Source organism: Streptomyces sp. NPDC004435 (assembly GCF_042873895.1).
Classification (GTDB): Bacteria; Actinomycetota; Actinomycetes; order Streptomycetales; family Streptomycetaceae; genus Streptomyces.
Genome location: NZ_JBIAMB010000009.1, coordinates 14,770 through 37,471 on the forward strand (window position 1 = coordinate 14,770; position 22,702 = coordinate 37,471).

22 protein-coding genes are annotated in these 22,702 nt (G+C 74.3%); 13 read left to right on the forward strand and 9 right to left on the reverse strand.

The window, feature by feature from the left end:
- Nucleotides 1-103: 103 nt before the first annotated feature.
- The 5 genes from ACFYT9_RS17765 to ACFYT9_RS17785 all read left to right on the forward strand — a co-directional run bounded on the left by ACFYT9_RS17765 (nt 104) and on the right by ACFYT9_RS17785 (nt 5,094).
- The gene (locus ACFYT9_RS17765) at nt 104-1,399 is read left to right on the forward strand and encodes an amidohydrolase family protein (protein ID WP_389164699.1); all 1,296 of its coding nucleotides are present in this window, start codon (nt 104-106) and stop codon (nt 1,397-1,399) included.
- Nucleotides 1,400-1,497: 98 nt separating this feature from the next.
- Nucleotides 1,498-2,850 (forward strand): amidohydrolase, encoded by a 1,353-nt coding sequence (locus ACFYT9_RS17770; RefSeq protein WP_389164702.1) that lies wholly within the window; start codon nt 1,498-1,500, stop codon nt 2,848-2,850.
- Nucleotides 2,851-3,313: 463 nt separating this feature from the next.
- The gene (locus ACFYT9_RS17775; protein ID WP_389164705.1) at nt 3,314-4,225 is read left to right on the forward strand and encodes a S1 family peptidase; all 912 of its coding nucleotides are present in this window, start codon (nt 3,314-3,316) and stop codon (nt 4,223-4,225) included.
- A 148-nt stretch (nt 4,226-4,373) separates the two neighbouring features.
- Nucleotides 4,374-4,595 (forward strand): DUF6458 family protein, encoded by a 222-nt coding sequence (locus tag ACFYT9_RS17780; protein ID WP_376602509.1) that lies wholly within the window; start codon nt 4,374-4,376, stop codon nt 4,593-4,595.
- A gap of 130 nt (nt 4,596-4,725) precedes the next feature.
- Nucleotides 4,726-5,094: a hypothetical protein gene (locus tag ACFYT9_RS17785; RefSeq protein WP_389164707.1), complete on the forward strand. Its 369-nt coding sequence runs from the start codon at nt 4,726-4,728 to the stop codon at nt 5,092-5,094.
- 4 nt (nt 5,095-5,098) lie between these two features.
- Here the strand turns inward: ACFYT9_RS17785 and ACFYT9_RS17790 are convergent, their stop codons facing one another.
- Nucleotides 5,099-5,443 (reverse strand): hypothetical protein, encoded by a 345-nt coding sequence (locus tag ACFYT9_RS17790; RefSeq protein ID WP_389164710.1) that lies wholly within the window; start codon nt 5,441-5,443, stop codon nt 5,099-5,101.
- Nucleotides 5,444-5,718: 275 nt separating this feature from the next.
- Here ACFYT9_RS17790 and ACFYT9_RS17795 point away from each other — a divergent pair, with 275 nt between their 5' ends.
- The 3 genes from ACFYT9_RS17795 (at nt 5,719) to ACFYT9_RS17805 (ending at nt 9,134) form a co-directional block, all read left to right on the forward strand.
- Entirely contained in the window at nt 5,719-7,425 is a 1,707-nt protein-coding gene (locus tag ACFYT9_RS17795; protein WP_389164712.1) for an amidohydrolase, read from the forward strand.
- Nucleotides 7,426-7,456: 31 nt separating this feature from the next.
- Nucleotides 7,457-8,230, forward strand: a complete 774-nt coding sequence (locus ACFYT9_RS17800) for a LuxR C-terminal-related transcriptional regulator (RefSeq protein ID WP_389164715.1) — start codon at nt 7,457-7,459, stop codon at nt 8,228-8,230.
- A gap of 115 nt (nt 8,231-8,345) precedes the next feature.
- Complete coding sequence (locus tag ACFYT9_RS17805) at nt 8,346-9,134, forward strand: sulfite exporter TauE/SafE family protein (RefSeq protein WP_389164717.1); 789 nt, start codon at nt 8,346-8,348, stop codon at nt 9,132-9,134.
- A 21-nt stretch (nt 9,135-9,155) separates the two neighbouring features.
- On the opposite strand, the gene ACFYT9_RS17810 is transcribed toward ACFYT9_RS17805, so the two are convergent.
- Nucleotides 9,156-10,040: an NAD-dependent protein deacetylase gene (locus ACFYT9_RS17810; protein ID WP_389164720.1), complete on the reverse strand. Its 885-nt coding sequence runs from the start codon at nt 10,038-10,040 to the stop codon at nt 9,156-9,158.
- A 266-nt stretch (nt 10,041-10,306) separates the two neighbouring features.
- On the opposite strand from ACFYT9_RS17810, the gene ACFYT9_RS17815 reads away from it, so the two are divergent.
- Nucleotides 10,307-11,803 (forward strand): carboxylesterase/lipase family protein, encoded by a 1,497-nt coding sequence (locus ACFYT9_RS17815; RefSeq protein WP_389164722.1) that lies wholly within the window; start codon nt 10,307-10,309, stop codon nt 11,801-11,803.
- A 49-nt stretch (nt 11,804-11,852) separates the two neighbouring features.
- Here ACFYT9_RS17815 and ACFYT9_RS17820 read toward each other — a convergent pair whose 3' ends face one another.
- The gene (locus ACFYT9_RS17820; RefSeq protein ID WP_389164724.1) at nt 11,853-13,085 is read right to left on the reverse strand and encodes a glycosyltransferase; all 1,233 of its coding nucleotides are present in this window, start codon (nt 13,083-13,085) and stop codon (nt 11,853-11,855) included.
- Nucleotides 13,086-13,352: 267 nt separating this feature from the next.
- Here ACFYT9_RS17820 and ACFYT9_RS17825 point away from each other — a divergent pair, with 267 nt between their 5' ends.
- Complete coding sequence (locus tag ACFYT9_RS17825) at nt 13,353-13,775, forward strand: hypothetical protein (protein WP_389164727.1); 423 nt, start codon at nt 13,353-13,355, stop codon at nt 13,773-13,775.
- The gene (locus ACFYT9_RS17830; RefSeq protein ID WP_389164729.1) at nt 13,772-14,275 is read left to right on the forward strand and encodes a hypothetical protein; all 504 of its coding nucleotides are present in this window, start codon (nt 13,772-13,774) and stop codon (nt 14,273-14,275) included. The genes ACFYT9_RS17825 and ACFYT9_RS17830 overlap by 4 nt, the downstream gene beginning before the upstream one ends.
- 70 nt (nt 14,276-14,345) lie before the next feature.
- Here the strand turns inward: ACFYT9_RS17830 and ACFYT9_RS17835 are convergent, their stop codons facing one another.
- The 5 genes from ACFYT9_RS17835 to ACFYT9_RS17855 all read right to left on the reverse strand — a co-directional run bounded on the left by ACFYT9_RS17835 (nt 14,346) and on the right by ACFYT9_RS17855 (nt 18,509).
- The gene (locus ACFYT9_RS17835) at nt 14,346-15,386 is read right to left on the reverse strand and encodes a vWA domain-containing protein (protein ID WP_376605158.1); all 1,041 of its coding nucleotides are present in this window, start codon (nt 15,384-15,386) and stop codon (nt 14,346-14,348) included.
- Nucleotides 15,387-15,493: 107 nt separating this feature from the next.
- The gene (locus ACFYT9_RS17840; RefSeq protein WP_389164732.1) at nt 15,494-16,087 is read right to left on the reverse strand and encodes an HD domain-containing protein; all 594 of its coding nucleotides are present in this window, start codon (nt 16,085-16,087) and stop codon (nt 15,494-15,496) included.
- 102 nt (nt 16,088-16,189) lie between these two features.
- Entirely contained in the window at nt 16,190-16,759 is a 570-nt protein-coding gene (locus tag ACFYT9_RS17845; protein ID WP_389164735.1) for a hypothetical protein, read from the reverse strand.
- Between the two features lie 85 nt (nt 16,760-16,844).
- Nucleotides 16,845-17,006: a hypothetical protein gene (locus ACFYT9_RS17850; protein ID WP_389164738.1), complete on the reverse strand. Its 162-nt coding sequence runs from the start codon at nt 17,004-17,006 to the stop codon at nt 16,845-16,847.
- A 291-nt stretch (nt 17,007-17,297) separates the two neighbouring features.
- A complete protein-coding gene (locus ACFYT9_RS17855; RefSeq protein ID WP_389164740.1) occupies nt 17,298-18,509 on the reverse strand; it encodes a hypothetical protein in 1,212 nt (403 codons plus the stop codon).
- Nucleotides 18,510-18,798: 289 nt separating this feature from the next.
- Between ACFYT9_RS17855 and ACFYT9_RS17860 the strand changes: the two genes are divergently transcribed.
- A complete protein-coding gene (locus ACFYT9_RS17860; RefSeq protein ID WP_389164743.1) occupies nt 18,799-20,406 on the forward strand; it encodes a serine/threonine-protein kinase in 1,608 nt (535 codons plus the stop codon).
- A gap of 9 nt (nt 20,407-20,415) precedes the next feature.
- A complete protein-coding gene (locus ACFYT9_RS17865; protein ID WP_389164746.1) occupies nt 20,416-21,450 on the forward strand; it encodes a hypothetical protein in 1,035 nt (344 codons plus the stop codon).
- Nucleotides 21,451-21,514: 64 nt separating this feature from the next.
- On the opposite strand, the gene ACFYT9_RS17870 is transcribed toward ACFYT9_RS17865, so the two are convergent.
- A complete protein-coding gene (locus ACFYT9_RS17870; protein ID WP_389164749.1) occupies nt 21,515-22,450 on the reverse strand; it encodes a hypothetical protein in 936 nt (311 codons plus the stop codon).
- Nucleotides 22,451-22,702: the final 252 nt, after the last annotated feature.

Consider the following 22,702-nt stretch of genomic DNA (forward strand, 5'->3'; position numbering starts at 1 on the left):
TCCGGCTTCACTACCCACCAGGAGGGCGGTACCCCTTGTTCCGCATCCTTGGCTTGGTATACAAAACGGGGACCCGTGGTCCTTCCGTCCCCGAGGAGCCCCCATGTGTGTCGACGCCCACCAGCCCGTTCCCTCCCGCCTGACCCGCCGCGGTGTCCTCGCCGGTGCCGCCGTGCTCGCCGGCACCGTGGCCGCCGCCGGGCCTGCGGCCGCCGTGCCCGGTGCGCCCGCGTCCCCCGCGCCCGCCGCAGTCGCCGGAGCGCACGCGCGGACCGGGGACCTGGTCATCCGGGGCGGCACGCTCCTCGACCCCGCGACCGGGCACGTGACCGAGGACGCGGTGGTCGTGATCAGGGACGGTGTCGTCAGCGCCGCCGGGCGCGCCGGTTCCGTAGGCGTCCCGGACGGCCTGCCGGTCCTGGAGGCGGACGGACACTGGGTGCTGCCGGGCCTCACGGACGCGCACATCCACCTCAGCACCACCGCCGAGGCCCGCGCCGCGCTCCGCTGCGGCGTGACGAGCGCGCGCTCCGGCTCGACCTCCTTCTATCAGGACATCGCCGTCCGCGAACTCGCCCGGCACAGCCCCGGACTCGCACCCCGGCTGCGCGCCGCCGGCGTTTTCGTCACACCGCTGCCCGGTGACACGATCCTGGCCGACCCGGACCTCACCGCGCTGGCGCGGGCGAAGGACGGCGTGCGGTCGGCCGAGGCGCTGCGCCGCATGGTCGACGTCAACGCCGCCCGCGGGGCGGACGTCATCAAGACCAGGGTCAACGAGCGTGCGGGCCTTCCCGACCAGGACCCGCTCACCCAGGTGTACTCGCGCGAGCAGCTGGCCGAGATCGTGGCGGCGGCCCGCCGTCACGGCAAGGGCGTGCTCTGCCACAGCTACAGCGAGAAGGGCTGCCACGACGCCGTCACGGCGGGTGTCCGCTCCCTGGAGCACGGCGTGTTCGTCGGCGAGCGCACCCTCCGCGAGATGCGGCGCCGGGACACGTACTTCACCCCGACGCTCACGGCCATCGCCGGCCTCGCGGAGAGCGCCGATCCCGTCCTCGCCGAACGGGGCCGCGCCTTCCTGCCCGTCCTGAAGCGGGCCGTGCGGGCCGCGTACGAGCTCGGCGTCCCGCTCGCCGCCGGCACCGACTCCTCCGGCGGCACCGTCGACCCCGTGGGGCGCGAGGTCGAGCTCATGCACGCCGCCGGCCTGCCGGCGCTCGACGCCCTCCGTACCGCCACCACCGGCGCCGCCCGACTCCTCGGCCTCGACCGCACGGTGGGCCGCCTCGCCCGCGGCTACGCCGGTGACGCGCTGCTCCTCGCCGGTGACCCGCTCTCCGACCTCTCGCTCCTGAAGACGCCGGTCCGCGTGATCCGCGCGGGCATTGCCGTCTGACCGCCCTGCCCTTCCTTTCCTTCCTTCTCCCTTCCCCCCCGTCCCTCGCCGGGGGTGTCTTCCCCGGCCCTTCGCGCCCTCTCCCCAAGGAGTTCCCGATGCAGCAGTCCTCGGCCCCCACCGGTGCGGTCTCGCGCCGCTCCATGCTCGCTGGAGCCGCGGCCCTGGCCGGTACGACCGCCGCGGCGGCCGTCTCCGCGGGTCCGGCCTCCGCCGCCGTCCCGGCCGCCGCCCATGCCGCGCACGGGAACGGCGGCGACGCGGACCGCAGGTCCCGTACGGTCGTCTTCCGTGACGTGCGCCCGTTCGGCGGGGCCTCCACCGATCTGGTGGTCGTGGACGGGAGGATCACGGACGGGCCGGCGCCGCGCGGCGCGAAGGTGGTGCGCGGCGGCGGCCGGATCGCCCTCCCGTCCCTGGTGGACGCCCACATCCACCCCGACAAGACGACGTGGGGCGGACCGTGGGTCTCCCGCCGTCCGGCGGAGACCATCGCCGACTTCGTCGAGCAGGACGTGGAGCTGTTCCGGGCCCAGACCCGCTCGGTGGCGGAGCGCGCGTACGGGCTGATGAGCCACGCCGTCAGCCGCGGTACGCGGGGGATGCGGGCCCACGCCGACGTGGCCCCGGCGTACGGACTGGCCGGAGTCGAGGGCCTGGCCGAGGCGCGCCGCCGCCTCGCCCACGCGCTGGACGTCCAGATCGTCGCGTTCCCGCAGCACGGCGTCATCCGGACGCCCGGCACGGCCCGGCTCCTGGAGGAGGGCGCCCGCCGGGGCGTCGTCGACATGATCGGGGGCATCGACCCCATCGGCTTCGACCACGCCCTGGACGAGCACCTCGACACCGTCTTCGGCATCGCGGACCGGCACGGCGTCGGTGTGGACATCCATCTGCACGACGGGGGTGACGAGGGCGTACGGGCCATCCGCGGCATCATCGACCGGACCAGGGCCCTCTCCCTCGCCGGCAAGGTGACGATCAGTCACGTCTTCTGCCTGCCGGAACTCTCCGACCGCGACCTGGGTGCCCTCGCGACCGACCTCGCCGACCAGGACATCGCGCTCACGACCGTGGCCCCCTCCCGCGACCTTGTCCTCCCGATCGCCCGTCTGCGGGAGCACGGCGTCCGCGTCGGCCTCGGCTCCGACGGGGTCCGGGACTCCTGGAGCCCCTTCGGCAACGCCGACATGCTCCACCGGGCCCACATCCTCGGCTGGGTCACGGACGTGCGGCTCGACGAGGAGCTGGCGGACTGCTACCGGGCCGCCGCCCACGGCGGCGCGGACGTCATGGGCCTCGCGCACGCCGACCTGAAGCCCGGCGCCCCCGCCGACTTCGTCCTGGTGCGGGGCCAGGGGCTGCCGCAGGTCGTGGTCGACATGCCGCAGCGCGACCTCGTCGTGCACGGCGGTGTCGTCGTCGCCCGGGACGGCGAGTTCCTGTCCTGAACCGAGCCCGCACGCCTCCGGCCGGCCCCGCGACCGGCTTCTCGGCAGCGCGCAAGGTCGCGATCCGGCCATCCGGCGGAACGCCGTAAACGCGGACCACTGCCCCCGTACCGGCGGTACTGGGGGTTCGTGGGAACGCTCCCGGGCCGCCGTCCGGCGGCGTCGGGGGAGCGTGGACCGGCGGGCTCCGCCCCCGGCTCCTGAACTGCAACGGGTCTCTGCAAATTTCTGATCGGTTTTCGGTTCGGGGCCGGGTGGCGGGTCCCGGCCGGGCCGGGCGGAGGGTCCGGTCGGGCGGACGCGCGTGGACGCGCGTAGAGCGGCCGAAAGAGCACCTTGCCGTGCTCTCCGGCGGAGTCGAGGATTCCTCCTGAGCTTGACAGGTTCATGTCGGCGCACCCGGCCGACCGCACCCCCGCCCGAGCCGCCCACCCAGCGGCCCGCCCCCCATACGGAGGACACAGTGAACCGTTCGACCCGAAACCGCGGCCTCACCAAGGGCACCCGCCTCCTCGCCGTCCTCGGCGCCTTCGTCGCCGCCACCGCGCTGGCCGCCCCCACCTCCTCCGCCCAGGAGGCCGACACCCCCCGCGCCACCGCCGGAGCGCTCGCCTCCGCCAGCGAGGCCGTCCTCCAGGCCGACGTCCCCGGCACCGCCTGGTACACCGACCAGGCCACCGGCAAGGTGGTCGTCACCGTCGACACGACCGTCACCCAGGACGAGATCGCCACCCTCCGCAAGGCCGCCGGCGCCAACGCCGCCAACCTGCGGATCGAGCGCACCACCGGCACCTTCGACAAGCTCATCGCGGGCGGACAGGCCATCTACGCCGGAGGCGGCCGCTGCTCCCTCGGCTTCAACGTCCGCAGCGGCAGCACCTACTACGCCCTCACCGCCGGCCACTGCACGAACTCGGCGAGCACCTGGTACACCAACTCCGCCAACACCGCCCTGCTGGGCACCCGCACCGGCTCCAGCTTCCCCACCAACGACTACGGCATCATCCGCCACTCCAACGCCTCCGCCGCCGACGGCCGCGTCTACCTCTACAACGGCAGCTACCGGGACATCACCTCCGCCGGCAACGCCTACGTCGGACAGTCCGTCCAGCGCAGCGGCAGCACCACCGGCCTCCGCAGCGGAACCGTCACCGGCCTCAACGCCACCGTCAACTACGGCGGCGGCGACATCGTGTACGGCCTGATCCAGACCAACGTCTGCGCGGAGCCCGGCGACAGCGGCGGCCCGATGTTCGCCGGCTCCACCGCCCTCGGCCTCACCTCCGGCGGCAGCGGCAACTGCTCCAGCGGAGGCACCACCTTCTTCCAGCCCGTCACGGAAGCCCTCAGCGCCTACGGCGTCAGCGTCTTCTGACCCCGCCGACCACCGGCCACTTCCGTTCCAGCACCTCGCGAACCCCGCGCCCACGCCGTTCCCACGGCGTGGGCGCGCCCCGTTCCGGAATGAAGGAGGGACGCCGGGGTACGCGCACCGCATCCAACTCACAAGGGAGGGAACAACCATGGGCCTGGGACTGTGCATCATCCTGATCGCCGTCGGCGCCATCCTCACCTTCGCGACCGACTGGGAGGTCGAGTCCGTCGACCTCGATCTCGTCGGGCTGATCCTGATGGCGGTCGGCATCATCGGCACACTGGTCTACAGCAGCATCCTCCGCCGCCGCAGGATGGTCGTCCCGCCCGTCGCCCCCACGGTCACCGACGAGCGGCGCGACGTGCTGTGACCCGCCCCCGGCGACCCCGGACGCCGGGGACGGCTCCCCGCGCCGGAGGAAAGGAGCGGGTGGGACGACGCGGCCGGTCCGTCGTGTCGGGAGCGGGTCCACGGCGGCGGGTCCGGGGAACATGAGGGGCATGTCCACTGATCATCCTGCCGAGCGGGGCGGCGCCGGGCACGACCGGTTCGCCGCGTTCTCGGACCGGGCGTCGAACGTCACCAGCTCACCGACGTTCTACGGCCTGTGCGTGCTCCTGGTCCTCGGGACCGTCGTCCTCCACTTCCTGCACCCGCCGCTGCCCTGGCTGATCTTCGCGGGCGACGTCATGGCAGCGGTCAACCTCCTGCTGCTCGCCCTGCTGAAGAACACCGAACGCCGTGACACGCACGCCGTGCAGCGCAAGCTGGACGCGATCGCCGCGGCGCTGCTGGAACAGCGCGAGGGCACGAGCCACGAGGCCGCCGACAGCTTGCGGCGGGCCATCCGCCTGGACGAGAAGCAGTGAGGGCTCAGGTCCCGGACCGACGCGGCGAAACGTCCCCCGCCCGGGCGGCCAGGGCCTCCAGGACCGCGGCGTGCCGCCGATCCACCCTGATGTCCAGGCTGATCAGGCGCTCGCCCGGGGTGACCGTGAAGGTGAAGAACGAGCAGCAGCCGCCCTCCCGCTCCACGAGATCCCTCACCCGCGCCTCGACACCGGGCCCGCCGGCCAGGTCCAGCCGCAGCCGCAGCGGGCCGGGCCGCGACAGCGCGGTCAGCCGCTCGGCGAACAACCCGTCCCACTCCGCGACCCGCAGGGGCAGCTCCTCGGTGGGCAGCGTGCAGGACCGCGGCACCCACGTCCGATCGCTCATCGCGCTCACTCCCGTCGTCACGCACCCGGAGGGGACACCTTCGACGGTAGACCCGGACCGGGGCACAAGGCCGATCTCCTTCGACCGTCCCCCGTGACGGCGGCCCGTGACTGCGGCCGGTGCCGGTGCCGCCCCGGGCCCCCGCCGGCCGTGCGCGGGCGCGGGCGCCCGTATCGGTGGAATGACCGATGTGCGGAGGCCGTGGCCCCGGCGATAGTCCTCGGAGATCGTTCGCGGGTGCCCGTGGGGTGCCCGGTCTTCGAAAGGACCCTGCTGTGGGTACGTATGCGGATCTGGTGTTCGTCGGCGGAAAGGTGGTCACGGTCGACGCGGAGTTCTCCGTGGCCGAGGCTCTGGCGGTGACCGGCGCGGTCATCAGCGCCGTCGGCAGCCGGGAGGAGATCGCGCCGTTCGTCGGGCCCGGCACCCGCGTCGTCGACCTGAAGGGCGCCACCCTGCTCCCCGGCATCAACGACTCCCACCTGCACGGCTGCGCCTTCGGCATGGCCGCCCCGCCGCTCTCCCTCGACCTGAGCCACCCCGCCGTCTCGTCGCTGGCCGAGGTCGCCGGGGCCGTTCGGGACGCCGTCGGGCGGGCCCCCGCCGGGCAGTGGATCACCGGACACGGCTGGGACGCCGGCTTCCTCGGCGAATGCGTGGCCGATCCGTCCCGGCAGCCCTCGCGGGCCGACCTCGACGCCGTCAGCCCCGACCACCCGGTCGTCCTGTACTCCTTCTCCGGACACGCCACCTGGGTCAACTCCAAGGCCCTCGCGCTCATGGACATCGACCGCGACACCGTCGCCCCGCCCGGCGGCGCCATCGTCACGGACGCCGACGGCGAACCGACCGGCCTGCTCCACGAGGGGGCACAGGCTCTCGTCCAGAACGCCCTCCCGCCGCTCAGCCGGCCGGAACGGACCGAGGCGATCCGCTCGACCCTCGCCACGCTCGCCGCCCTCGGCGTCACCAGCTACACCGAGCCCGGCCTCGGTCCCGGCGGCGACGGCATCATGCGCGGCGCCCTCGGCACCGAGACCCTCGACGTCTACCGCGCCCTGCTCGCCGAGGGCGAACTCACCGCCCGCGTGGGCGTGCTGCTCCTGCCCACCGGCATGGCCGGCACCGCCGAGGAGTTCGCGCGGACCCTCGACGGCCTGGCCGGCGTCACCGTCGGCGACGACCCGCGCCGCCTCACCGTCCACGGCGTGAAGATCTTCGCCGACGGCATCGTCCCCAACAAGACGGCCTGGATGCACGAGCCGTACACCGGCGGCGGATGCGGCTCCCTGTGCGTCGGCGGCGACATCGACGAGGAGAGGGTCGACGAGATCCGGGCCATGGTCCGGCACGCCCACGCCGCCGGGCACCAGCTGGGCGTCCACGCCACCGGCGACCGGGCCATCGACACGGTCGCGGACGCGTTCGCCGAGGCCGCGGCCGAGCACCCCCGCGACGACCCCCGCCACTACGTCATCCACGGCGACTTCCTCACCGCCCACAGCATGAAGGTGCTCGCCGCGCACGACTTCGGCGTCAACATGAACCCCACCATCAAGTGGACCGTCGCCGACATGGAGGAGGACTTCGTCGGCGCCGACCGCGCCGCCTACGCCTGGCCCTACCGCGACGCCATCGACGCCGGCGTCCGGGTCGCGAGCGGCTCCGACGCGCCCGTCACCCACCCGGACTGGCGCCAGGGCGTCGCCACCATGGTGCTGCGCGAGTCGAAGGCCGCCGGCCGGGTCAGCGGCCCGGAGCAGCGCATCGCGCTGGCCGAGGCGATCCGCACGTACACCGTCACGGCGGCCTGGCAGGACTTCGCCGACGACTGGAAGGGCTCCCTGGAGCCCGGCAAGGTCGCCGACCTGTGCGTCGTGGACGGGGATCTGCTCGGTGCCGACCCGCACGCCATCCCGGACATGCCCGTCGTCCTCACCGTCATGGACGGGCGGATCGTGCACGACACCCTGCTCGATTGACGTACCCCGACCGGATGATCATCCTGGTGGGATGGCAGCACAGCACGACACGGCGGACCTTCTGGACTCGGCCCTCCGTGTCCGGGAAGCCGCCAGGAGCGTCACCGCCGGCACGGCGGGCGTCGACACCGTCCTGACGGCCCTGGCCGAGGTGGTCGAGCACGACCACGCCTCCCTCTCCCGGTGGGACCCGCGGCGGCGGCGCCACACCACGCTGGCCGGCAGCTACCCCGAGGACGCCACGGCGTACATCGAGGCCCGCCTCCACCAGGACCCGGTGTTCCCGGTGCTGCGCAGCCCGGCGCGGGGCGGGCTCTGGCTCGGGGACGTCCCGAAGGACCTGCTGGCCGCGTCACCGGGGTTCCAGGACGTGCTGTCCCCGCTCGGGATCGAGGACGGTGTGGCCCAGTGCCTGTTCGCCTCCGACGGGCGGTACGTGGGCATGCTGAACATCAGCGTCCGGGGGCGCCGCCGCACCCCCGACCCGGCCCGCGCCGTCGTCACCCTGCTCACCGAGTCCCTCGCCGCGGCGGTGGCCTCCCGCGAGGCCGGGCCGCTCCCGGAGGCCGCGGCGCCCGAGCGCGGCGCGGCGGCGGCACGGCCCGGCGGACTCTCGCCGAGGGAGCTCGAAGTGCTCGCCGAGCTGACGACCGGCCGCACCAACCGGCAGATCGCCGAGCGGCTGTACGTCACGCCCCGCACGGTCGGCACCCACATCGAGCACATCCTCGCGAAGCTCGACGTCCCCAACCGTGCCGCCGCAGCCGCCAGAGCCGCCGCCTGGGGCCTCGCCCCCGCTCCCTGACCGTCCCGCGCCCCGCCGCACGGACAGCGGATACTGTTCCACGGCCGGGGGCTGAGGGCTCAGGGGCAGGGGCCGAGGGCTGAGGGTCGGGGCACGGGGCGGGGGAGCGCGGGCGATGGAGTGGACGCTGGTGGCGGGCGTGGCGGCCGGCCTGCTGATCTCGGTGGTGACCGCGCCCGTCGGGGTGTCGGGGGCCGTCTTCCTGCTCCCGGTGCACCTCAGCGTCTTCGGCGTACCGAACCCCTCCATCACACCCACGAACCTGCTCTTCAACGTGGTGGCCGGCCCCGGCGCCCTCTGGCGCTACCGGAGCGACGGAGCCCTGCGCGGCCCGTTGGCCCGGCGCCTCGTCGCCGGCACGCTGCCCGGGGTGGTGGCGGGCGCCGTCATCCGTGTGTACGCCCTGCCGGGGCCGGCGGTCTACCGCCTTCTGATCGCGGGGCTCCTCCTGCCCCTGGGCCTGTGGCTCTGCGCCCGGACCCTCCTCCCCGCCCGCCGCCCCGGACCGGCGGCCTCGGCGGAGCCGTCCCCGGCCGGGCTGACCGCGCTCGCCCTCGCCGTCGGGGTCGTCGGCGGCATCTACGGCATCGGCGGCGGCTCCCTCGTCGGCCCCGTGCTCGTCGCCCGGGGACTGCCCGTGGCGCGGGTCGCGCCGGCCGCCCTCGCGACCACGTTCGTGACCTCCGTCGTCGGCGCGGTCACGTACGCCGTCCTGTCCCTCGTCGGTACCGGCGACATCGCCCCCGACTGGTGGCTCGGCCTGGCCTGCGGCCTCGGCGGACTCGTCGGCGGCTACCTCGGCGCCCGCCTCCAGCCCCGCCTGCCCGAACGCGCTCTCCGTCTCCTCCTCGGCACGCTCGCCACGGCGATCGGCGCCCTCTACGCCGCCCAGGCCCTGACCTGACACGGCCGGGGAGGGGGTGTGTCAGGTGACGGTGACCCCCAGCCGCTCCGCGACGGAGGTGAGCGCCTTCCCCAGGGGCAGCTCGACCCGGGCCACGGCGAGCCGGTCGCCCCGCGTCGGATCCCGGTTGACGATCACCACCGGCGTACCGGTCTGCGCCGCCTGCCGCACGAACCGCAGCCCCGACATCACCGTCAGCGACGACCCCAGCACCAGCACCGACGCCGCCTCCCGCACCAGTGCCCGGCAGCGCTCCACCCGCTCCGCCGGCACCGTCTCGCCGAAGAACACCACGTCCGGCTTGAGCACCCCGCCGCACACCACGCACGGCACCACGTGGAACCCCGCGACCTGCGCGTCCGTGAGGTCGGCGTCCCCGTCGGGGTTCAAGGCGGCGGGCACCGGATCGAACCCGGGATTGGCTTCCTCCAGCCGCCGCGCCAGCTCCCGCCGCGCGCTGACGTCGCCGCAGCCCAGACAGATCACCCGGTCGAGACTGCCGTGCAGTTCCACGACCCCTGCGCTGCCGGCGGCCTGGTGCAGCCCGTCGACGTTCTGGGTGATCACCCCGTCCAGCAGTCCTTCCCGCTCAAAAGCAGCCACCACCCGATGCCCGTCGTTCGGCCGCGCCCGCCCGAACGTCCGCCAGCCCAGGTGGCTGCGCGCCCAGTACCGCCGCCGGGCCGCGGCGCCGCCGGTGAAGTCCTGGTACGTCATCGGCGTGTGCCGGCTCAGGCTCCCGCCCTCGCCCCGGTAGTCCGGGATCCCCGACTCGGTCGAGATCCCGGCCCCGCTGAGCACGAGCACACCCCCCGCCCGCACCACGTCGACGACCGGCTCCAGGTCCGTCGTCCCCGGCGGGAGGTCCTCGGTCGGGGTCCAGCTCAAGGTAGGGCGCATACGCATGCCGCCAGCGTACGAAAGGACGCCCCGGTCATGCCGACGACAGCCGGACAGGTCGAAGTCCTTGGACCGCATGGCGGCCGAATCCAGCAGCGGCCCCCAGCCGGAGATCCGACGGCCCCCGCCCCCTCCGCCGACCGTCCGTATTGACAATGCAAGTGCGTGGATCACGACGGTTAGGGTGTTGGACCGGACGGGTCACGGGACGAGAGGCTGGGGTCCGGCAACCCGCCCACTCCCTCCTCCCCGAACGAAACGAGGCACTCCCCGTGGACGACGTCTTCGAGACGCACTGCGGTGCGGTCCGGGGTTTCCGGGCCGCGGACGACGTCGTCGCCGTGCTCGGCATCCCCTACGCCGCACCGCCCTTCGGCGCCCGGCGCTTCCGCGAGCCCTTCCCGGCCGAGCCGTGGCAGGGGGTGCGGGACGGTACGGAGTTCGGGCCGGTCGCGCCGCAGTCGGCGGAGCTGCCCGGCGCCCCCGTCTGGTCGCCCGGCGACGAGGACGTCCTCACCGTCAACGTCTGGACCCCCGCGGCCGGCGGCGACCGCCTGCCGGTCTTCGTCTGGCTCCACGGCGGCGCCTACACCTTCGGCTCCTCCGCCCAGCCCGACTTCGACGGTACGGCGCTCGCGCGGGCCGGACTGGTCGTGGTGACGCTCAACTACCGCCTGGGCTTCGAGGGGTTCGGGCACATACCCGGCGCCCCCGACAACCGGGGACTGCTCGACCAGGTCGCCGCCCTGCGCTGGATCCGGGAGAACATCGCCGCGTTCGGCGGCGATCCCGGCAACGTCACGCTCGCCGGCCAGTCGTCCGGGGCCGCGTCGGTGGCGTGCCTGATGGTCATGGACGGGGCCCGCGGCCTGTTCCGCCGGGCCGTCGCCCACAGCCCGGCCAGTGTCTTCCACACACCCGACATCGCCGCGTCGACCACCCGCGAGATCGCGGCGGCGGCAGGCTGCCCCGCCACGCTCGCCGGCCTCGCCGCACTGCCCCCCGAGGCCCTGGTCGCCGCCGCGGACCAGGTGGTCGAGGCGTACCGGAGCGACCCCGGGTCCGGCTCCCGCCACTACGACCCCTCCCTCTTCGCTCCCGTCCTCGGCGGCGACACCCTGCCCGCCGACCCCCTCGCGGCACTGGCCGCAGGTGCCGGCCGGGAGGTGGACCTGCTGGTCTGCCACACCACGGAGGAGTACTGGCTCCTCGACGCCGTCGGAAGCTGCGCGAAGCTCACCACCGGCGCCCGACTCGCCCGCTTCGCCGCCGACTTCGGCCTCCCGGAAGAACTGCTCACCGGCTACCGCGCCGCACTGCCGCACGCCCCGCTCCCCGACGTCTACCTCAGCGTCTTCGGCGACCTGCTCTTCAGCGAGTTCGCCTCCCGGCTCGCCGAGACCCACGCCGGGGCGGGCGGCCGGGCGTACCTCTCCCGCTTCGACCGCCGACGCGAGGCGGCCGACGGTATGGCCGTCCGCGCCTGGCACTGCGCGGACATCCCCTTCGCCTGGGGCAACCACGAGGACCCCCGCCTGTCGTTCCTCATCGGCGGCGCCCCCACTCCGGCGGACCGGGAACTGGCCGGGCGCATGGTCCGCGCCTGGGCCGGGTTCGCCGCGACCGGCGACCCGGGCTGGGCCCCCGTCCTGAGCACCTCCGGTGACTCCACGAGGATCTGGAGGCCCGAGGACCAGCCCCCCGACCCCCTCCCGACCCCACCCCGCGCCCTCTGGACGGACGTCGCCATGCCCGTGCTGCGCCCCTGACCTCGATGCCGCTCACCGGGACCGCCCCGACCGGCGGGAGCGCCGGGGGTCAGCGGCCCGCGGCCTCGTCCAGCAGCCGCGCGGCCACCGCCGCCCCGTCGCCGCGGACCGTGCCGCGCACCGCCGTCGCCCGCGCACGGGTCGCGGGGCTCAGGGCCGTCGCCAGGGCCACCGACAGGGAACCGGCGGCCGGATCAGGGCCGGCGTGGGCGACACCGATGCCCAGCCCGGCGACCCGGTCCGCCCAGTACGGCTGGTCCCCGGCCTGCGGGACGACCACCTGCGGCACGCCGGCCCGGGCGGCCGCCGCCGTGGTGCCGGCGCCGCCGTGGTGGACGACCGCGGCCACCCGGGGAAACAGAGCCCGGTGGTCGACCTCGTCGACCGTGAGGCAGTCGGCCCCGTCGTCCGGCGCGCCCAGGCCGGCCCAGCCCCGGGCGACGATCACCCGCAGCCCCCGTTCTCGGGCCGCCTCCACGGCCGCCCGCGCGATGCCGGGGGCCCGCGTGCCCAGGGGCGTACTGCCGAAGCCGACGTACACGGGCGGGGGGCCGGCGTCCAGGAAGGCCGCCACCTCGTGCGGGAGCGGGCGATCGCCGGGTCGGAGCCACGCGCCGGTCGGGACGACACGGAGACCGTCCCGGCCGCCCGTCGCCGGCCAGGGGCTCAGGACCGGGTCCGCCGCGAGCAACGGGCGGTCGGTGAAGGCGTAGTCACGGATTCCGGAGACCCGCGACAGGCCGACCGACTCCCTGAGCGCCCCCAGCGGCCCACCGAACATGTCGTCCGCGAGGCGCGCGTCCAGCTCCCACAGCTCACGGTTGTCCTCCACCTCCGGCGGCAGCGGCCGGCCCCGCCGCCCGGGCGGCGGCTGATGCGGTGAGGGGAGGACGACCGGCGTGTGCGTGACGTACACGTAGCGGACGCCGAGCCGCTCGGCCACCGACCGGGCGCCCGCCGTGACCGGCAGCGGGCCCGCCGCCACAAGGACGTCGCACCCCTCGGCGGCCTCGGCGACCGCCCCGAACTGGGCGGACATCAGATCGGCCGCCCGCTGCGCCAGCCCCTCCGCGGAACCCGGCCGCACCGTCGTCACCAGCGGACGCACCGGCGCCCCGACGGGCACCGACGACACCCCGGCCTCGGCCAGCAGCGCGGCGAACTCCTCGTCCGGCGGAGCGCACACCCGCACCTCCGCGCCCCGCTCCCGCAGCCGCGCCGCGAGCCCCGCCATCGGCTCCACGCTGCCGCGCGCCCCGTACACGGACAAGACCACACGCATTCCGCACCCTCCACCCGACCCGGCCGCCCCGACCCACCTGACCTGCGGTCATATACGGGTGGGGGATGAACGCCCGCGCGTGGCAGCCACTCCACCCGCGGGGCGGGACGATCATCAGCCACCTCGTGCGCACACAGCAAGGGCCGGCCGGGCGGCGGTGCCCGCGGGCCGGGCGGCGGTGCCCCGCGAGTCGGGGAACACGCCGGGACGAGGGGCGGGCCGCGGCCCGCCCCTCGGCTGTCGGTGGCGGCTGGGAGGATCACGCGCATGACACCCTTGCTCCTCTCCGACATCGAACGGGCCGTGCGCAGCAGTTGGAGCGCCGAGACCTGCACACCCGAGTACCGGTCCTGCTGGACGGGGGACAACCCCGCGCGGGACCAGTGCGGGGTGACCGCGATGGTCGTGAACGACCTGCTGGGCGGCGAACTGCTCCGCGGCGAGGTCCACGTCGACGGCGAGCGCGTGGACTACCACTGGTGGAACCGCCTGGGCGAGGGCGTCGAGATCGATCTCACGCGCGAGCAGTTCGGTCCGGAGGAGCACGTCACCGACGGGATCGTCGTCCCCCGCCCGCCGTTCGACGAATGGAGCAGACTCCATGACGAGTACACGCTCCTGCGCACCCGCGTCCTCCGCCGCCTCGGCCGGCAGGACGCGCCTGGGGTCGCGGAGGAGCGTCCGGCGTGACGGCGTCCGAGGATGTCCACCTGGCGGAGCTGTGCGGCCGTATGGAGGAACTGGCCACGCCTTCAAGGGTGTTCGTGGCGGCTGGACGGTTCACCGAGCAGGACCCCGATCTGCCGGAGCTGGCGGTACGCATCCGGGCCCTGCTCGCCGAGGCGGCGCAGGACCAGGCATGGCGGCGCTTCCTGCCCGCGTACGCACCGCCGCCCGTCCCGGGGATATGCGCGGCGCTGGAACCTCTGGAGGCCGCCGAGGCCGCACCGTTCCTGACCACGCTCGCGACCGTCGATCTGGTGTGGCCGAGTCACCGGCACCGGTCCGCCGGGTCCGCCGCGCGCGCGGCGGACCGCGTCGTCGCCCTGCTCGGCCCGGAAGGCAGCTGGTGGACCAACCACGACGCCTCGTGCGGCGCCGTGAACGGACTGACCCCGCTCTTCGACAGCCTCCTCGCCGGGACGGACGGCCGGCACTACGCCGTCGCCCTCCAGATCGCCGACGACTGACCGGCCGGCCGAGCGGGCGCCCGCTCGGCTGGCCGACCGGGAGGGCGCGGGCCGCGCCCTCCCCACGGCGTCAGTGCATCAGCAGCAGCCGCGTGTTCGGCACGAGCTTGCGGTTGACGCTGGTGCTCTGCACGAAGATGGTGAAGTCGGCGTTGTGGTCGGGCTTGACGCGGATCTCCTCGTCCGGGAGGCCGAGCAGCGCCCGCGCCTCGGGCCCCGTGTACACGCGGTCGGTCTGCTTCTCCAGCACGGCGATCCGCTTCCGTGCCTGGATCTTCTCGGACTTGCTCAGCTGGTAGAAAGCGCATCCGGTCCGGTACGTGTGCCCGGACTCGGTCACCCAGTCACGGATCGCCGCGTCGCGCGTCACCGGGAGGAGCTGGTACCCGGAGGCGTCCACCGGGGTGAGGCCGGCCGCCGCGATCGTCTTGCTGTTGACCGCCTCGGCACCCACCGAGAACACCGCCCGCGACCCCCGGATGCCCTTGGTGCGGCCCACCATGAACTTCTCGGTGGCCTGCTGGATGACCTGCCCGGCCTCCTCCAGGCCCTGGGTGCTGGTGGCGTCCCAGATGGCGACGTTGTCCTTCGGGAAGCCGCAGTTCATGGCCTCGCGCTTGCCCATCTGGTCCGGGACCAGGACGGCCAGCGTCCAGTTGTCGTCCTGCTTCTCGATCATCTCGGCGACGGCCGCCACCAGGGCCTTCGGCTGCTTGCTGGGCGCGTCCGCGCAGCGGTGGCTGGCGTTCTCCTGCCCGTCCGTCAGCACGAAGGTCAGGAAGCTGTGGTCGCCGTACAGCTGCGCCGTCTGCGCCAGCTCCCGCTGCGACTTCAGCGCGGCGGCGAGCAGAGCGGTCATGCCGCCGACCTTGTACAGCTCCTTCAGGGACGGCATCCGCAGCACGTCCTTGTCGTAGATGACGCACTGCACCTTGTCCGCGAACACGTACACGGTGACCCGGGTCTCCTGGTCCAGCTCGCGCGACCGGCGGGCGAGGTACTCGATCTGCTGGTCGGCCACCTCGACGACCTTGCCGCGCAGGTGCGACATGGACGAGCTCGCGTCCAGCACGAGGGCGACGTGATTGATGTAGTTCTGGCTGTTGGACACGGCGAAACTCCCCGTCTTCGCGCCGGCTTGATGTTCCTACCGTCTCACCCGCCACTGACAATCGACCGAGCAAGGGAACCGCCCCCGGCGGACCTTCGAGGCTCCGCTCAGACGGGGAAGGCCGCCTGGAAGGCGAGCCGGCGCCCGGCGCCCGCACCGAGCCGGACCAGCAGCTCGTCCAGAGCCAGGAACTCCTCCCAGGGCTCCCGCCCCGAGGCCCGCGCCAGCACCCGCACGAGCCGGTCTTCGAGGCCGGCCACGCGTTTGTCCTTCCAGACCTTGTCGGCCACGGACACCAGCAGATCCTCGACGGTGACGTCCGGATCGTCCCAACGGGCATGGCTCGCGGCGAACCGGGCCCGTTCCGCCCCGACCCCGTGCCGCAGCAACAGCTCCCGCCCGGCGGCCTCGTGCGCCGACCCCGGCCCCACGAGCTCCTCGGGATGCACCACCTTGCCCACGTCGTGCGTGGCCGCCCCGAAAAGCACCGCATCCTTGTCGAACGCCAGCCCTGGGTGCCGTTCCCGCACCCAGTCGACCACCTCGACCGCGACGTCGTGCACGGCCCGCAGATGCGCCGCCAGCCGCGGCGGAGCCCCCAACGCGCGCAGAAGCGCGGCCGCTTCGGCGGGCAGAGGCCGTAGCGGAGGATCGGAGGGCAGGTCGAGGGCGCGGGCCAGGGACGCGGACGGCATGGTCATCCGGACGACCCTATCCGGCGCTCCCTCGGTGCGAGGGGTGGAGTTCTCGCGCCGGGTCGTCAGCCGGCTCGCCGAGACGCCGGGCCCGTACGGCCGGCCCCGTCACCGCCCCGCCGCGTCGCGCGCCGGTCGGGCGTCCCTCGGGGCGGCTTGGGCGTCGTTGGCCTCGAAGACCTGGCCGGCGGCGCACGGCTCGCCCGCGAACCGGCCGGTGCTGCCTCCGCCCAGTCCCACCTGGTCGCCCTCTCGGGCGAAGAGCCTGCCGTCGGCGTCGTACACGGCCGCCTCGCCGTTCTCCGCGCGCACCGACCAGCCGTGGCCCCAGACGACGGCGGTCGGCTCGCCGCTCCTGGAGGAGGACACGGCGAGGCAGTTGTCGCCCGTGACGACGAGAGTCCCCGAGAGATGGGCGTACAGGCTCGGGAATCCGTCCCCCGCACCCCTGGTGATGATTCGCGGGGCGGGCCTCTCGTGCACGGTGGCCCGTGAGTCGGCGTTCGCGGCCTTCACCGGAGAGGGAACAGCCCCTTCCCGGCTCCCCGTGCCGGCCCCTCCGCACGCGGTGATCGCGGCGGCGAAGAGCAGGGAGCCCGCGAGGGCGGTGACGCCGTGGAGCAGGCGGCTTCGCTCCCGCCCGGGGGAGGGAGTCGTGGTGGACGGGCCGATGGACATGGAGACTCCTGCCGAGGACACCGTGCCGAGTTGTTGGAATCAGGCCGTGAACGTGCCTTGTTCCAAGGCGAGTTCAAGGACGACCCTACGTCCTCCGGGGACGACGGGCGAGGGTGTGGTCGGCGGTTTCCGGCCGCACGGCAGGCTGGTCCCACAGGGCGGTGCCGCACGACCGCGCGGTGCCGCACGCCCGGGCGAGGGCGTCGATCCGGACGAGCGAGTCGATCCGGACGAGGGTGGCGGCCAAGGCGTCACTCCGCCGCTTCCTCAGGGCCGAGGGCGACCCGGTGAGGGACCAGGCGGGCCGCGGGGGGCGGGGGGGGGGGGGGGGGCCCCCCCCCCCCGCCGGCGCGGCGGGGGGGGCGGGGGGGGCCCCGCGGCGGCCCCGGCGGCCCCCGGGTGGGGCCCCCCCCCCCCCGCGGTCGNNNNCGGGCGGGGGGGGGGGGGGGGGGGGGGGGGGGGGGGGGGGGGGGGGGGGGGGGGGGGGGGCCCCCCCCCCCCCCCCCCGCCGCCGTCTCGGTGCGCGGTCCGGAGCGGGTTACGCGGCGCCCCCGGCGGCCTCGCTGTCGTCCAGCCCCTCGACGTCGAACGAGCCGAAGTCGTCCTCGCCGAAGCCGGGCTCGCCGAGCTCCTCGTCGGTCGGCATCATGGAGTCGGCGAAGGCGCCCATGAGCTCGTCGATCTTCAGCTCGGTGGCTCCGGCGGGCGCCACCGGCGTGACGCCGGCGCTCAGCTTCAGCGAGAGGCCGAACTTGTCGACCTTCGCGCTCTCGGTGAGCGGGGCGAGGTCGACGTACATCTCCTTCAGCTCGCCGTTCCTGAGCGTGAAGTCGGCGGTGACCTTGCTGTCGGGGGCGTCCTTCAGGTCGCTGCCCGTGGGCAGTTCCACGCCGGGCGGCAGCTCCCCGGCGAGCGGACGGATCTCGTCGAAGAGGTCCGTGATCAGGGTGCGGAAGGACGCCGTGGCCGAGATGCGCTCGGTGCCGTCCCCGCCGCCGGCGGTCTTGAACTCGACGTCACGCGCGACGACCGAGCGCAGGGCCTCCAGCAGCTTCTTCTGGGTCTTCGCGTCCAGCGTGGGCTCCGCCGACGGCTCACCGCCGCCGTTCCCGCCCTCCGCCGGACCGCTGCCCGGGGCCGCGGCGAGTTCCTCGCCGGCCTTCTCCATCTCCTTGGTGTCGAACTTGACCCACTCGCCCTCCAGCACCTTCTTGAAGGCACCGGCCTCGGCGGGCAGCTCCTCGACGCGCGGCATGGGTATGCCCACCACGTCCGCGAGCTCCCGGACGTCGGAGCGCAGGTAGGTGTGGTCGCCGACGACCCGGTACTCGAGCAGATCGCCGTCGGGGGTGCTGAACTTCATCGCCGCGCCGACGTAGTCCTGCTCCCCGGACTCGCCGAGAGGCTTCTTCGACTCCACCGTGACGCTGATCTTCGCCCCGCTGATCAGCTCGGCGACCTCGTCCGGGAGCTCCTCGCCCGGCTCCGGGTCCGACTGGGCGTCCAGTTCCTTGAGGGTCCGGGCGTCGACGTCCAGGTCCAGCTCGAAGGAGAGCGACTTCGCCTTCCCGAGCTTCTCGAACGCCTGGTCCAGCTTCTTCCCGGCTGACAGCTGCTCGACCGTCCCGCAGGCGGCCGAACCCGCCAGGACGGCGCCGACGACGGCGGTGGCGGTGAGGGTCTTGCGTATGGCGGTGATGATGGTCTCCTCGGTGAACCGACCACTGACGTGATCACCGGCAAGACTCACAGCCCGCTCACAGGGTTGCGCGATCGTGACGGACATCACTGTCGCTGGTGCCCCGCTTCCCCTGGTGCCCTCCCTCGCGACGAATCCGGCGGCTGGCCTCGCGGAGTCCTGGGCTCCGGCCGCGTGGGGTCCTGGGCTCCGGCCTGGTGAAGTCCCGGGCTCCGGCCCTGGGGTCGGTGAGGCCCGCGGCCGTCCGCCGCGTTCTCGGCCTTTCCGGCCGTGCGCGGCCCGCATCGGCTCCCGGACACCGCGAAGTACGCGCTCCGGGGCCGCATTACAGTACGGCACCGTGGACCCATTGAGACCCGGGCAGGACCCCGCGCACATAGGCGCCCACACCCTCCTCGGCCGGCTCGGCGCGGGCGGTATGGGACAGGTGTACCTGGCCCGTTCGCCGGACGGCGGGATGGTCGCGCTGAAGGTGATCCGGGAGGAGATCACCGGACACCCGGAGGCCATGGCACGGTTCCGGCGGGAGGTCGCCACGGTACGGGCCGTCCGCAGCCCGCACACCGCTCAGCTGGTGGACGCCTCGCTGGACGAAGCGCCGTACTGGCTGTCCACCGAGTACGTCCCCGGTCCGACGCTGCGTCAGGCAATCGGCAGCGAGGGACCGTTCGAGCCGGAGGTCTGCCGCAATCTGTTCCGGGCGCTCGCCGTGGCGCTGGAGAGCGTCCACGCGTACGGCATCACCCACCGCGACCTGAAGCCGCACAACGTCATCCTCGCGGACGGAGGCCCCCGCCTGATCGACTTCGGGATCGCGCGCGGCCCGGACGACACGGCCCTGACCCGGACCGGCGCGGCGCCGGGGACGCCCGGCTTCACCGCCCCCGAGGTGCTGCTGCGCAACGAGACCTCCGCCGCCGCGGACGTCTTCGCCCTGGGCGCCACCATGGCCTACGTGATGACGGGACGCCCGCCCTTCGGGGAGGGTCCCGCCGAAGCCGTCTCGTACCGGGCGGTCCACGAGGACATCGATCTCGGTGAAGGGCACGGCATGGACCCGGAGTTGGTTGCTCTGGTCCGGGTCTGCGCGGCGAAGGACCCCGCGGACCGCCCGCGCACGTCGGAGGTGATCGCCCGGTGCGGCGGGCAGACCGGCGCGCCCCTGCCATCGACCCACGTCGACCCGACGGCCGAGCGGGACTCGCCCACGGGTCCCCCTACGCGAACGGACTCGGACTCGGACACGGGTCCGGGTGCGGTGCGGGCTCCCGTGCGCCGCAGCCGGTGGGGCGCCGTGGCACTGGTCCTGGCATTGGCGGGTGCCGCGGGCACGGTGGCCTGGCAGGAGTGGAACCGGGCGGACGCCGGCACCGACGACGCCGGCGGCGGCGTGACCGGCGGTTCCACCGCGTCGCCCGGAACGGGCGACACGACCCCGCCCGGAACGGGCGACACGGCCCAGTCCGCCCAGCCGTCGTCGGCGCCTGCGTCCGCCTCGGACGTGCGGTGGGTCCGCTCGAAGGACCCGAAACAGGCCAGGCTCGGGGCCGGGCAGTGCGACCGGCCCCCGGAGGCGGGACCGTCCGGCAGCACCTCGTCGACCTCGGTGACGTACCGCTCCGGCGCGGCGTCGGTCGACGTCAGCTTCTCCTTCTCCGGCGGGCGGACGTACCGCCTGGTCGCCGGCGTGAAACCTCCCGGTACGAAGGGTTTCGGCCACACCTCCCGGCCGGTACGGGTCGGCTCGGCCGAGAAGTCGCTGACCTACCCCGAGGACTTCCCGGGTGCCCCGCCCGTCACCTCCAGGACCGGCGACTGGACGGTGGTCGTGTACCGGGCCGACGGCGACGACCGATCCTCGTGGACGCGCTTCGGCTGCACGGGCTTCCGGGCACTGTCCGGCGGAGGTCGGGGCCCGGGAGCCGCCGTTGTCGGTGCCCCTTCGTAGGCTGACGGCATGGAGATCACCGAGCAGAGACTCGCCGAAGCCTGGGAGCGGAGGGCCGCCGGACACCCCCGGCTCCACGGGGTGGCTCTGCCCTCCGTCTTCCGCTCGGAGGAGGAGCTGGAGGCGTGGGCCGAGCGCGCGGACGAGGCGGACGACGACAGCCTGGCCCTGTTGCTGGACGAGGACGGCACGGTGCACGGCTGGTACGGCGCGTACCGGCGGGACTTCACGACCCGGGGCCTGGAGGACGTGCTGTACGCGATGGCCGAGGCCGCGATCGGCCGGGGCGGCGACGCCGGGCCGGAGGAGAAGGCCGTCGCGCTGGAGCGGATCGATCCGGGGTGGGGCAGACGGTTCCGTACCGGCGGCCTGGACGGCACGGGGACGGTCGAGGCGTGCGGACGCGATCCCAAAGAAGGGCTCGCGTGGATCGCGGGCTCCTGGCGTGACCAGGAGCCGTACACGACCCTCGCGTTCTTCCGGGCGGCACCCGGCCGGACCGTCGACGCCGAGCGGCTCGCCCTGCTGTACGGGGCCGACCCCGCGCAGGTCGCGGCCGGCACGCGCCTGAAGGACCTGCGGGCCGTGGACGGCGGCCGGACCCACTGGGACCGGCAGTGGGAGAGCTGCTGCTTCGGGAGCTCCGGCGGGTGGACGTTCCTCCTGCACCACGAGACGCCGCCGGGGGCCTACGCCGACGCCGAGGCGTACGCGGCGCTCGGGATCGAGGAGAGCGTGTGGCTGAGCGCCACCTCCGCCAAGGCGATCTACACCTTCGACTACGTGCGGGACGGCCGCCGCGTCGACGACGACCTGGGCATCCTGGAGCTGATCTTCTACGACCGCGGGCAGGCCCCCTATCCGCGGGGCGGCGAGCTGGACTTCCTCAACCGGGCCCTGCGTCGCGCCGAGCTCGACCACCCCGAGGTCACCGACACGTTCGAGCTGTACTTCCACGCCCTGGAGGAATCCCTCGGCCTGCGCCTGTCGCGCCAGGACTTCGCGGAGGGGGACGTGCGGGCCGCCTACTGGGCAGGGAACTAGAGGCAGCCGCCATGCCTGGCAGCGGCCCCGCCTGGCGGCCGCCGCACCTGGCAGGCGGCTCGCCTCAGCCGCCGCCCGGCCATTCCCGCCCGCCGGTCGCCTCCCGCGCGAGCAGCTCCCACCGCGCCTCCCCGCCGGGCAGGGGCCATGCCCACGTCGGGCGCGAGGTGGTGTGCAGGTCGTGGAGGAGGCGTACGAGCTGGGGGCCGGCGGTGGCGGCGCCGTCGGGGACCGTGGGGCCGTGGACGGCCCGGAGGCCGGCGAAACGTGCCAGCTCGTACGCGTAGAAGGCCGCGGCCTCGTCGGTACCGGCGGCCAGGTCCTCGCGGGGGAGCGCGCGCCGCAGTTCCAGGAGCGGGGGATCGGCGGACTCGGCGATCGCGGCGGCGAGCCGGGCGTGACCGTCCAGGATCACGAAGGAGTCGAACCCGCTCACCCACCACACCAGGACCGGCGGGAGCGTCCCCTCCCGCACCTGCTTGCGGTACGCCTTCACCCGTCCGTCGTCGGCGGGAGGCAGGGGACGCAGCGGCAGGAACTCCCAGCCGCAGTTGTGGAGGTGCCAGTCGAGGTATCCGTCCGGGTGCCCGTCCGCGATCATCTCGGACCAGTACGAGGCCGGAGACTCGCTCGCGCCCCTCCCGCCGCGGACCTGGGCGTCGTCCGTCAGCAGCCACCGGCCCTCGTGCAGCGGGCCGTCGGGCGCCTCGGCCAGCGCCGCCGCGTACCGGTGCGCCCAGCGCTCCGGGCTTCCCGCCAGGCCGCGGGCCGTGGCGGCGCGGAGCGGCGGGACGACGGACCGGTAGGCGTCCGTGCGCCAGAAGTCCACGCCGTCGAAGTGCTCGTCGACGAGCGCGAACAGCACGGGCCGGGACTCCTGCGCGATCAGCAGCCGCCGCCCGGCCGTGAACACGCACAGCCCCGGCCGAGGGCTGCCCGGGACCTCCAGGGCGAGCCCCAGCCAGGTGCCGTCAGCCCGTGTGACATCGTCGCGCCGCATCCTCCGAGCCTAGGGCGTGTTTCGAAAGTCCCGCCTGCCCCGCGACGCCTGGCACGCGCGCTCGCCGCGTTGTCGGGGTCGTCCGAGTACGCCCGGTACGAGGACGACCCTCCGCCTTGCGATCGCACGCACCAGACGCCGCGGGGCCCGCCCTTCGGGCGGACGGCGCTACTTTCGAAACACGCCCTAGACGGGCGGGTCGGGGGAGCGTACGGCGGAAGGCCGCCGGGCACCCGCGGGGCGCGTCCGGCG

What these genes read in the sequence shown, in the direction of transcription:
- ACFYT9_RS17765 (WP_389164699.1), top strand. Translation starts at nt 104, where the DNA reads ATGTGTGTCGACGCCCACCAGCCCGTTCCCTCCCGCCTGACCCGCCGC.
- ACFYT9_RS17770 (WP_389164702.1), top strand. Translation starts at nt 1,498, where the DNA reads ATGCAGCAGTCCTCGGCCCCCACCGGTGCGGTCTCGCGCCGCTCCATG.
- ACFYT9_RS17780 (WP_376602509.1), top strand. Translation starts at nt 4,374, where the DNA reads ATGGGCCTGGGACTGTGCATCATCCTGATCGCCGTCGGCGCCATCCTC.
- ACFYT9_RS17785 (WP_389164707.1), top strand. Translation starts at nt 4,726, where the DNA reads ATGTCCACTGATCATCCTGCCGAGCGGGGCGGCGCCGGGCACGACCGG.
- ACFYT9_RS17790 (WP_389164710.1), bottom strand. Translation starts at nt 5,443, where the DNA reads ATGAGCGATCGGACGTGGGTGCCGCGGTCCTGCACGCTGCCCACCGAG.
- ACFYT9_RS17800 (WP_389164715.1), top strand. Translation starts at nt 7,457, where the DNA reads ATGGCAGCACAGCACGACACGGCGGACCTTCTGGACTCGGCCCTCCGT.
- ACFYT9_RS17805 (WP_389164717.1), top strand. Translation starts at nt 8,346, where the DNA reads ATGGAGTGGACGCTGGTGGCGGGCGTGGCGGCCGGCCTGCTGATCTCG.
- ACFYT9_RS17810 (WP_389164720.1), bottom strand. Translation starts at nt 10,040, where the DNA reads ATGCGTATGCGCCCTACCTTGAGCTGGACCCCGACCGAGGACCTCCCG.
- ACFYT9_RS17820 (WP_389164724.1), bottom strand. Translation starts at nt 13,085, where the DNA reads ATGCGTGTGGTCTTGTCCGTGTACGGGGCGCGCGGCAGCGTGGAGCCG.
- ACFYT9_RS17825 (WP_389164727.1), top strand. Translation starts at nt 13,353, where the DNA reads ATGACACCCTTGCTCCTCTCCGACATCGAACGGGCCGTGCGCAGCAGT.
- ACFYT9_RS17840 (WP_389164732.1), bottom strand. Translation starts at nt 16,087, where the DNA reads ATGACCATGCCGTCCGCGTCCCTGGCCCGCGCCCTCGACCTGCCCTCC.
- ACFYT9_RS17845 (WP_389164735.1), bottom strand. Translation starts at nt 16,759, where the DNA reads ATGTCCATCGGCCCGTCCACCACGACTCCCTCCCCCGGGCGGGAGCGA.
- ACFYT9_RS17865 (WP_389164746.1), top strand. Translation starts at nt 20,416, where the DNA reads ATGGAGATCACCGAGCAGAGACTCGCCGAAGCCTGGGAGCGGAGGGCC.
- ACFYT9_RS17870 (WP_389164749.1), bottom strand. Translation starts at nt 22,450, where the DNA reads ATGCGGCGCGACGATGTCACACGGGCTGACGGCACCTGGCTGGGGCTC.